Origin of the sequence: Bacillus sp. FJAT-45350 (assembly GCF_002335805.1) — a bacterium.
In the GTDB taxonomy this organism is placed as follows: Bacteria; Bacillota; Bacilli; order Bacillales; family NISU01; genus FJAT-45350.
The window spans coordinates 104,372-114,934 of record NZ_NISU01000002.1 but is presented as its reverse complement, the minus strand read 5'-3'; the positions used below and the strand labels follow the sequence as shown (position 1 = coordinate 114,934).

The window sequence follows — 10,563 nt, the reverse complement described above, 5'->3', positions numbered from 1 at the left end:
GGTAGGAAATTAATAATATAAAATTCAGTGTGGGATAAAAATTCAAAGAGGGTTAGTGGAAGTGGTTCCTTTACATTAACAATTAACCATTTACAATTACCAATTAAAAAGTTTTTTGTAATTCAGCTTTTTGCGTTTATTTGCTTTAGGAGGGCGACTACATCATTTTGCTGGTCATGCTCTATACGGTTTAAAGAAGAATGTACACTTTCGAAGTTTTCAGTTGTTTCAAATTTAAATTCATGGAAATCTTCTTTATGTTCATGAAAATCAGTTTTTAATACATGAAAGTCATCCTTTAGCTCATGCAATTCTTCACTTACATACTGAACGTCTCCCTTTAAGTTATTAAAATCTTTTTTATGCTCTTTAAATTGATTCTTAAAAACCTCCAAGTCAAGCTTAAGTCCATATACTCCGTGCTTTACTCCTTCTACTTCACCACTCAACTTCTCTAGTGCTCTTAGGATTAGATTTAGCTTATCTTCCATATTCTTTCAACTCCCTTCATATAGTTAAATTATGATTGTCAATAATCGAAAAAGTCATCATTATAGTTGTTTAAATTTGACAATTATAATTCCTTTTTATTTTATCATAAAGCCTTTTCAATTCAATATGTTTGAGATAACAAAAACAAAAAAAGCAACCTTCCCACATGTATGGGTCAGTTACTTTTCTTCTTGTTCGACTTTCCTTCTCTGTTCCATCTCTTCTTTTGTATAAATAACTCGCATCGGATTACCACCTACAAAACTACCTGGGGGAACATCTTGATGAACCAGTGTTCCTGCTGAAACGATAGCACCATCCCCGATTGTTACACCAGGTAAAATTGTTGAATTTGCTCCGACCATTACTTCATCACCGATGATGACATCACCTAATCGATATTCCTCTATTAAATACTCATGGGCAAGAATCGTCGTATTGTAGCCAATGATTGAATTTCTTCCAATTGAAATTTTTTCTGGAAACATAATATCCATCATGACCATGAGAGCGACCGCTGTTTGGTCGCCCACTTTCATTTTCAGCAGTTTTCGATAGAGCCAATTTTTCACAGATATAATCGGTGTATACCGAGAAATTTGGATCACAATAAAGTTTTTACACACTTTCGCAAATGGAACAGTTTTGTAAATTTTCCAAAGAGAATTTGCGCCCTTTACCGGATAGCGAGTCGTTTTTCTCAACGCACTCCCACCTCTAAGAATGTTAGCAAGTCACTCATATTAGATAACATGACATCCGGCTCGTAGGAACTGAGAAATTCTTCTCCCTTAATCGTCCAAGACACACCTGCAGTTAGAGTTCCAGCATTCTTTCCACCTAAAATATCGTATTGACTGTCTCCTACCATTAACGTTGTTTCAGGAGAAGAGCTTAGTGCCTTCATCGCCTTATTTAGCGGTTCTGGGTCTGGCTTTACTTTTTCAACATCATCAATTGAAACAAGGACATCAAAGAACTTATTTAAGCCAGAAACGTCTAAGCCTCGTTGTGCCGTATTACGTTTCTTTGTTGTTACAACAGCTAGCTTATATCCTTTTTCATGTAAGGTTTTGATTGTTTCATATACACCTTTATACTCAAGAATCAAGTCATCATGATGAGCTAAATTGTGCTCTCGATACATGCCAATCATTTCATCCACACGTCCCGAATCAATCCCGTAAAATGAATCATATAACGGTGGACCAATAAAATTTATCACTTTTTCACGAGTGTATTCACCCGGGTAGTAATGGTCTAACGTGTGCAAAAATGATGTAATAATCAATTCATTCGTATTAATAAGTGTTCCATCTAAATCAAATAAAATAGTATCAACTTTCATAAGTTGCTTCCTTTCTTGTTATGTCCTTGTTTTTTTCAAGACGGTTCCAAATATACGCAATTGCTACCGTCAATACGATGGCTGTTACTAGTCGGATAAGTAATAACGGCCATATCGGAATTCCTAGAGGAATGAATATGAGTGTATCCTCAATCACTGCATGACAGGCAACGAGAAAAATAAAAACTAAATATAAATCCTTTTTACTTACCCCATCCTCTTTCGCAGCTTGAATCATCACTCCCGCTCCAAATGCTAGACCGAAGAATAAACCTGATGCAAGTGTAGTAGAAGTATTTTCACGTATTCCAAGAACTCTTGTAAAAGGGGACATCCATTTAGATAAAATGCTTAGCCATCCTAAATCTTTTGCCACTTGAATGAACATCATAATCGGAATGACAATAAGTGCAAATTGAAATATACCAATAGTGGCACTTTCAATCCCTTTCCAAACGATAGCAAGCCATCCAGTCACCTCAGCCCCACTAGCAGATGGAACAAGACCGTATTTAGCTGTTTCCTGTCCACCCTGCCAAAACAAATTGATCAAAAAGGCTGAGAAAAGCGCCAATCCTATTCGAACAGCTAAGACGACAGAAATCCGTATTCCAACTTTCGCGGCCACAGCAGACTCAACGAATAGATTATGGGAAAAGGAGAGCATTACCGCTAATATAAATACTTCCTTCACCGTTAAATCCATCGTTAAAATCGCACCAATCGCGGCGTATAAATTCAACACATTACCTAATACTAGTGGAATTGCTGCCTCACCAGACAAGCCAATTAACCCCATCAAGGGAGATAATAATTGAGCTATCCAATCAAGAACAGGCGTATAGCTTAAAATTGTGATAATTAACGTAATCGGGAAAATAATTTTCCCTAACGCCCAGGTTGTCTGTAAGCCAACAATCAGCCCACGTTTAAGAGTCCCCATTGTTAGCCCCCTATCTCCCAATATTTACTTTTTCTTTTTTTTCTTTCTTTTTGCAGCTGTTTTTTTATCTTTCTCTAGACGACCTTCATCATCTAAATATCGAGATGTATCTATTTTATATCGACGGTACCACCAAATAATAAGTGCAGCGACGATAGAAATTATTGACACAAGCTGAGCCGTTCGAATGACATCCCCAATCATTAAATTATCTAAACGCATGCCTTCGATAAAGAAACGTCCGAAAGAATACCAAATAATATAACTTAAGAAAACCTCACCATGCTTTAAGTTAAGTCTACGTAAATACAATAGAATAGCAACCCCAACTAAATTCCAAATCGATTCATAGAGAAAAGTTGGGTGGTAGTATGTTCCATTAATATACATTTGGTCAATGATAAAGCGCGGAAGCATCATGCCTTCCAGGAATTCTCTTGTAACCGGTCCCCCATATACTTCCTGATTCATAAAGTTACCCCAGCGACCAATCGCTTGAGCAATTAAAATACTAGGTGCTGCAATATCAAGTAGCTTCCAAATTGGAATGCCTCTCTTCTTCGCAAACCAAACTGCCGTACCTACACCACCAATTAACCCACCATGAATCGCTAATCCACCTTCCCAGATGGCAAAAATCATCAATGGATTATCTATATAGTGTTCCCAACGGAATATAACATAATATAGCCTAGCCCCAATAATCGCAACAGGCAAGGCAATGAGAAGAAGGTCAGCAAATGTGTCCTTCGGATAGCCACGCTTGACCGTTTCCCTCGTTGCCATTAGATACCCAACAACAACTCCAAGACCTATTAATAATCCATACCAATAGATTGTTATAGGACCAATCTCTAAAAATATTCTACTTAGTGGTTCAATTTGTTCCTCCATTATTTCACCTCTTATATAGGCTGAAAGAATGCTTGCATCTCTCATGCCATTGTTTTTATTTAGTTTATAACAAAATAGGACCTTTTCTAAAAAATTGAGTGGTAGGTAATGCAAAAGGTGGCAATGGCTTCGCTCGCTGTGCGCTAAACTAGGAGAAAACCACTCCTAGTTACGCTTTAAAAGATTACAGCGGTTTCGCTCATTGCTTAGTCTGAAAGCAAAAAGGGAAAACCACCCTTTTTTTCTCAATAAATGAGTGATAATACTAAGGATGGCAATGGTTCCGTTCGCTGTGCGCGTAACTAGGAGAAGACCACTCCTAGTTACGCTTAAAACATGACAGCGACTTCACTCATTGCTTAGTGTATACCAAAAGGGAAGATCGCCCTTTATCAATAAATGAGTGGTAACACTAAAGTGGCAATGGCTTCGCTCGCTGTGCGCGTAACTAGGAGAAAACCACTCCTAGTTACGCTTTAAAAGATTACAGCGGCTACGCTCATTGCTTAGTCTATACCAAAAGGGAAGATCGCCCTTTTGGTATAGACTAAAACTCTCTATCTCCTTCTTCTATCACATCTGTTAGTCGGTCTGAGAATTGTTGGGCTGCATTCATTCCTAGTCGTTTTAGTCGGAAGTTCATTGCTGCAACTTCTACTATTACCGCTAAATTTCGTCCAGGTCGAACCGGTACTGTTAGTTTTGGTACCTCTGTATTAATAATTTTTAACGTATCTTCTTCTAACCCTAATCGGTCATATGCTTTGTTTTGGTCCCATAATTCAAGGTGAATTACAAGTACAACACGTTTAAATGGACGAATCGCACCTGCTCCAAACAAAGTCATAACATTAATAATTCCTAATCCACGAATTTCAAGTAAATGCTGAATTAGTTCTGGTGCACGACCTATTAATGTATCTTCATGCTCTTGTCTAATTTCAACTGAATCATCAGCAACTAGACGATGACCACGACGAACAAGGTCTAACGCCGTTTCACTTTTCCCTACTCCACTTGCGCCGGTAATTAGGACACCAATACCATATATATCAACAAGAACCCCATGTACAGCTGTTGTTGGAGCTAGCTTACTATCTAGGAAGTTCGTTAACTGACTACTTAAACGCGTTGTCGTTAACGATGAACGAAGAAGTGGGACTCCTATTTCCTCAGAAGCCTCTATCAACTCTCTCGGTGCATCTAAACCACGTGAAATAATAATTCCAGGTGTATCATATGTACAAAGCTTTAACATCCGCTCTTTTTTCTCATGATCCATCAACTGTTCAAAGAAAGACAATTCTGTTCTTCCTAGTAATTGCAATCGTTTTGCTGGATAATATGTAAAGAACCCTGCTACCTCAATACCAGGACGAGATATATCACTTGTTGAAATTGGTCGGTAAATACCTTCTTCTCCACTAATTACTTCGAGGTTAAACTTTTCAATTAATTCACTTGCCGTCACTTTCGCCATTAAAAAACCTCCATCTCATCATAACATACGACGTATCATTCTTATTCTCTGACACACTTGTACATTTTATCATGTTTTACCACTGAGATGAAAATAAGGCTGCCTCAGAAGTGTATTTCTATCTTTTTACAAGATGAAATGAACACCTAGACTGAGACAACCTTTATTTACGCTTTCTAATAGGCTCAACGACCATTTTATGAATGAGTAAATTAAGAGTAGCTATAATGATAGCTGCAAGTAAAGCCATTCCGAAACTAGATATAACAAACGCATCTCCCATAAGAGCCGCCGTTAACATAAGCATGAGTCCATTAATAACAAACATGAAAAACCCTAACGTTACCATCGTTACTGGCAATGTAAGTAAAATCAAAATTGGACGAATAAAAAAGTTTATAAAAGACAATAACACACTTGCTCCTACAGCTGCCCCAAATCCTGATAGATGAAAACCAGTAAAGTAACCAGCGACAACCATCAACGCCACACTATTTACTAACAAATGTACAAGCCAACCCATTAATCAATAACGTCCTGTTCATTCGGAATAATAAACGTTGCAATAAAATAGCCTAATAAAAAAGGAAATACAGCTGTCACAAGAGCCAAAACAACAGTTAACAATCTAACTAACGTTGGATCAATATTAAAATAATGAGCAATCCCACCACAAACTCCTGAAACCTTTCTATCTAATTGAGTACGATATAACTTTTTCAACGATAACACCCCTTTTTAAGTGCAATTGTGAGTTATGAATGATGAGTTATGAATTGGGTCTTGCCCCTGAATAAATTCAGCGGCAACACCCCACCATAATTCGCTAACACAGATTGTTTTGCAGTCACTTACAAAATTCATAACTCATAACCCGTAATTCATAATTAAAATCATAACACCTCTTTTTAAGTGCAATTATGAGTTATGAATGATGAGTTATTAATTGGGTCTTGCCCTGAATATAAATCCAGCAGCAACAAACCTATTTACCACCATAATTCGTTAACACAAAACCTTTCTCAGTTTCCCTTACAAAATTCGTAACTCATAACGCGTAATCCATAATTAAAATCATAACATCCCTTTTTAAGTGCAATTATGAGTTATGAATGATGAGTTATGAATTGGTTGTTGCCCTGAATAAATTCAGCGGCAACAACCCACCATAATTCGCTAACACAGATTGTTTTGCAGTCACTTACAAAATTCATAACTCATAACGCATAATTCATAATTAAAATTACTTGTGTTTCACCGTAATCGATCCTGTGTTTGTTGATGCATCTAGTTTCATTCTTGGTGATTTTTCTTTGTTTGCAATTAGAGTTACGCTTTTTTGAACAAATTCCTTTTTCTCTTCCACGATTTCCATGTCTTCTAAGTCACATGAAACCCCGCCAACGTTGGTTTTTAACTTTCCTTCAATTCGTAGTGAATATGGCAGGTGAATATCGATACTTCCTGTTGTTGCGCTTAAATCTGCATAACATGGCTCTTGACTGTCTACTAATTGATAGATTATCATCCCGTTGACCGTTTCAACTTCAACATCTAATAGCTCTCCGTGAACAGTAATTCCTCCATTGACCGTTTTTATATCAGCTGTATCAATATGAACATCCCTAATATCAACTGGTCCATTAACTGTTTCACCGTTTAATTTCTTCGCATGTAATCGTTCAAGCTCAATACTGCCATTGACTGCTTTTATTTCCATTGAACTTACTTTAATACCTTTTCCCTTTAAGTGCCCATTAAAAGTATAAAGCTTCATTGCCTCATATTCTTTCTCAGGTATATAAATTGTCGCTTGGAGCTTAATCGACTTGACCTTTGAACGTAATCGAAGCTGTTCACCATCACCTTTAAAAAGGACATCCTTCAAAAAGGCTTCCTTAGCTTCTTGTGTATCCTTTACTCGATATACTTTTGCTTTACACTCCACACGAACATCATGTTCATCCCAAGGTAAAACAGTCACTGAGCCATTCTCTAGAGAAACGTCTAGTACCGTTTCAGCCATATTACGGTGATGAAAAATATGTTCAATTTCAACAAAAGAACCGAAGTTAAAGTCTAAATCTAAATCTTTTATTTTTTGAATAGCGGTTTCAATAAATCCTGTTAGCTTACTCGCTCCCGATGTTTGACGATAGCTTTTCCTCGAGCGATTTCCTTCTTCCCAATCAACAGAAGTTGAGAGATTCCCTCCCTCAGATTGTGCTGTTGCCTTTTTATCGGCACCTTCAAGCGCATTCAGAAGCTTAACCCCTTCTTCCGCTGTAATCTTTCCATCCTCAACCATCTTCAAAATCATCTTACGCTCTTCCATCAAATCACCCCGGTTTTCTTAATTATGAATTCTGAGTTATGAGTTATGAATTGGAGTTATTGCCGCTGAATAAATTCAGCAATATGTTTGCCTTTAACTTTTCTTTTTAGTGTTTTTGCTCTTTACATTCATAATTCGTCATCCATAATTCATAATTGCTTTTCTAACTATACGTTTCTCCCCACGAAAAGGTTTCATTTATTTTACTGTTTCTACTTCTTCTATTCGTTTTTCCATTCTTGCTCGGTCTCGTTCGAGGATTGGTTTGAGGTAGTGTCCTGTGTAGGATTCTTTTACCTCTGCTACTTTTTCAGGAGTGCCTTCTGCGACAAGCTTACCACCCTTGTCTCCTCCTTCAGGTCCTAGGTCAACTATATAATCAACTGTTTTTATCACATCTAGATTATGCTCGATAACTAGTACCGAGTCACCATTTTCAACAAGGCGTTGCAAAACTTTTAACAGACGGTCAATATCATGTACGTGAAGGCCAGTTGTTGGCTCATCTAAAATATAAATAGTCTTCCCTGTTGAACGCTTATGCAGTTGAGATGCTAGCTTTACTCGTTGTGCTTCCCCACCTGATAGAGTCGTCGCTGGCTGCCCTAGCTTCATATAGCCTAAGCCGACATCATAGAGAGTTTGTATTTTACGTTTTATTTTTGGTATGTTTTCAAAGAATTCAAGACCATCTTCAACTGTCATCTCAAGGACATCCGATATCGTTTTACCTTTATATTTTATTTCTAACGTTTCTCGATTATAACGATCGCCATGACAAACTTCACATGGAACATATACATCGGGAAGGAAGTGCATTTCAATCTTTATAATTCCATCGCCACGACACGCTTCACAACGTCCGCCTTTTACGTTGAAACTAAAACGACCTTTCTTATAGCCACGGACTTTTGCTTCATTAGTCATCGCAAATACATCTCGAACGTCATCAAACAGCCCTGTATAGGTTGCTGGGTTGGAACGAGGTGTTCGGCCAATTGGTGATTGGTCAATTTCTATTACCTTATCTATTTGCTCAATACCTTCTATTTCTTTATGCTCACCAGGCTTTTCCTTCGCGCGGTTGAGTTTCTGTGCTAAAGCTTTATATAAAATTTGATTTATTAATGTACTTTTTCCTGAACCAGAAACGCCGGTAATCGCACAAAAAAGACCAAGAGGAATCTTTGCCGTTAGCTTTCTTAGGTTATTTTGATTCGCCCCTTTAATCGTTAAGTAACGGCCATCTGGCTTTCGTCTCTCAACCGGAAGAGGAATAAACTTTTTCCCTGATAAGTATTGACCTGTTAACGAGTTCGGGTCATTCATAATTTCCATAGGAGTTCCAATAGCAGTAATTTCTCCACCGTGAACACCGGCACCTGGACCAATATCGATCAGATAATCAGCAGCCATCATCGTATCTTCATCATGTTCAACGACAATAAGCGTATTACCTAAATCACGCATATGCTCTAGTGCACTAATTAAGCGGTCATTGTCACGCTGATGCAAGCCAATTGAAGGCTCATCTAATATATACAAGACTCCCATTAGGGATGAACCAATTTGGGTCGCAAGTCTAATTCGTTGCGCCTCTCCCCCTGACAACGTTCCAGCAGGTCTGCTTAATGTGAGATAATCAAGTCCTACATTTATTAAAAATCCAAGCCTCTCATTTATCTCCTTTAAAATAAGACGAGAAATTGTTTGTTCCTTTTCAGTAAGGTCAAGATTTTCAAAAAACACCTTCGCTTCCTTTACTGATAAGGCTGCAACATCACCAAGGTGTTTTCCACCGATTAGTACCGATAGAGCTTCCTTTTTCAAGCGATTTCCTTTACATGTAGGACAATGCTTATGAGTCATGTAGCCTTCCATTTGCTCACGAATGTAATCAGAGCTCGTCTCGTGATAGCGACGTGCAATATTGTGAATAACGCCCTCAAAGACTATGTCATTTTCTCGAACTTGTCCAAATTCATTTTCATAGTGAAAGAAGATTTTTTCGCCATCACTTCCAAATAGCACTTTTTCAAGGAGGTGTTTCGGAATCTTTTCTACTGGTACGTCCATATCAATTCCATAATGATCACAAACTGCCTCTAATAGCTGAGGATAATATTGGGAACTAGTTGGCTCCCAAGCCACTATCGCATGCTCTTTTAACGAACGTGTGCGATCTGGTAAAACTAAATCTAAGTCTACTTCTAGCTTCGAACCTAACCCATCACAAGAAGGACATGCACCAAACGGACTATTAAATGAAAACATTCTTGGCTCGAGCTCTGGAATTGAGAATCCACATTGCGGGCAGGAATGATGCTGACTGAAGAGAAGTTCTTCCTGGCCAATAACATCAACTAATACTCGACCTCCACCAAGCTCGAGCGCTGTTTCTAGTGAATCGGCTAGACGTGTTTCCACTCCTTCTTTCACGACGATCCGATCGATTACAACCTCAATGCTATGCTTTTTATTTTTATCAAGCTGAATTTCTTCTGCCACTTCTCGTATTTCCCCATCAACTCGAAGGCGAACAAACCCTTGTTTCTTTATATCCTCAAGAGTCTTTACATGCTCCCCTTTTCTACCTGAGACAATCGGTGATAGAATTTGAAGCTTTGTACGCTCTGGTAATTCCATAACTCTATCGACCATTTGCTGAATCGTTTGCGAGCTTATCTCCACTCCATGGGTAGGACAAACAGGGCGTCCTATTCTTGCATACAACAGTCGTAAGTAATCAAAAATCTCTGTCACTGTCCCGACTGTCGAACGAGGATTTCGACTCGTTGTTTTTTGGTCAATTGAAATCGCCGGCGACAACCCTTCAATCGCATCCACGTCCGGCTTGTCCATTTGCCCTAAAAACTGTCTTGCATAGGCTGATAGGGATTCAACATAACGACGTTGTCCTTCTGCATAAATAGTATCGAATGCTAAGGAAGACTTACCTGACCCAGAGAGCCCTGTCAGTACAACGAGCTTATCCCGTGGTATTGTAACATCTATATTTTTTAAATTATGAGAACGAGCTCCCTTTACAACAATGTTTTCTAATGCCATAA

Annotated in this window: 10 protein-coding genes; all 10 read right to left on the bottom strand. The window is 38.3% G+C overall.

Annotated features, from left to right (window positions below):
• Positions 1-122: 122 nt before the first annotated feature.
• On the bottom strand, positions 123-491 hold the full coding sequence (locus CD003_RS17105; protein WP_096202465.1) for a hypothetical protein: 369 nt from the start codon (positions 489-491) through the stop codon (positions 123-125).
• Positions 492-671: 180 nt separating this feature from the next.
• Entirely contained in the window at positions 672-1,196 is a 525-nt protein-coding gene (locus CD003_RS17100; RefSeq protein ID WP_096202464.1) for an acyltransferase, read from the bottom strand.
• A complete protein-coding gene (gene ppaX / locus CD003_RS17095; protein ID WP_096202463.1) occupies positions 1,193-1,840 on the bottom strand; it encodes a pyrophosphatase PpaX in 648 nt (215 codons plus the stop codon). The genes CD003_RS17100 and ppaX overlap by 4 nt, the downstream gene beginning before the upstream one ends.
• Entirely contained in the window at positions 1,830-2,783 is a 954-nt protein-coding gene (locus CD003_RS17090; protein ID WP_096202462.1) for a nucleoside recognition domain-containing protein, read from the bottom strand. Before CD003_RS17090 ends, ppaX begins: the two co-directional genes overlap by 11 nt.
• Before the next feature lie 24 nt (positions 2,784-2,807).
• A complete protein-coding gene (lgt, locus tag CD003_RS17085) occupies positions 2,808-3,677 on the bottom strand; it encodes a prolipoprotein diacylglyceryl transferase (protein WP_096202461.1) in 870 nt (289 codons plus the stop codon).
• 547 nt (positions 3,678-4,224) lie between these two features.
• Entirely contained in the window at positions 4,225-5,157 is a 933-nt protein-coding gene (gene hprK, locus CD003_RS17080; protein ID WP_096202460.1) for an HPr(Ser) kinase/phosphatase, read from the bottom strand.
• A gap of 163 nt (positions 5,158-5,320) precedes the next feature.
• The gene (locus CD003_RS17075; protein WP_096202459.1) at positions 5,321-5,680 is read right to left on the bottom strand and encodes a phage holin family protein; all 360 of its coding nucleotides are present in this window, start codon (positions 5,678-5,680) and stop codon (positions 5,321-5,323) included.
• Positions 5,680-5,880, bottom strand: a complete 201-nt coding sequence (locus CD003_RS17070) for a PspC domain-containing protein (protein ID WP_096202458.1) — start codon at positions 5,878-5,880, stop codon at positions 5,680-5,682. Before CD003_RS17070 ends, CD003_RS17075 begins: the two co-directional genes overlap by 1 nt.
• A 520-nt stretch (positions 5,881-6,400) precedes the next feature.
• The gene (locus tag CD003_RS17065) at positions 6,401-7,492 is read right to left on the bottom strand and encodes a DUF4097 family beta strand repeat-containing protein (RefSeq protein ID WP_096202457.1); all 1,092 of its coding nucleotides are present in this window, start codon (positions 7,490-7,492) and stop codon (positions 6,401-6,403) included.
• A gap of 198 nt (positions 7,493-7,690) precedes the next feature.
• Positions 7,691-10,561 carry an excinuclease ABC subunit UvrA gene (gene uvrA, locus CD003_RS17060; protein WP_096202456.1) on the bottom strand — a complete coding sequence of 957 codons (2,871 nt, stop codon included), beginning with the start codon at positions 10,559-10,561 and terminating at the stop codon, positions 7,691-7,693.
• Positions 10,562-10,563: the final 2 nt, after the last annotated feature.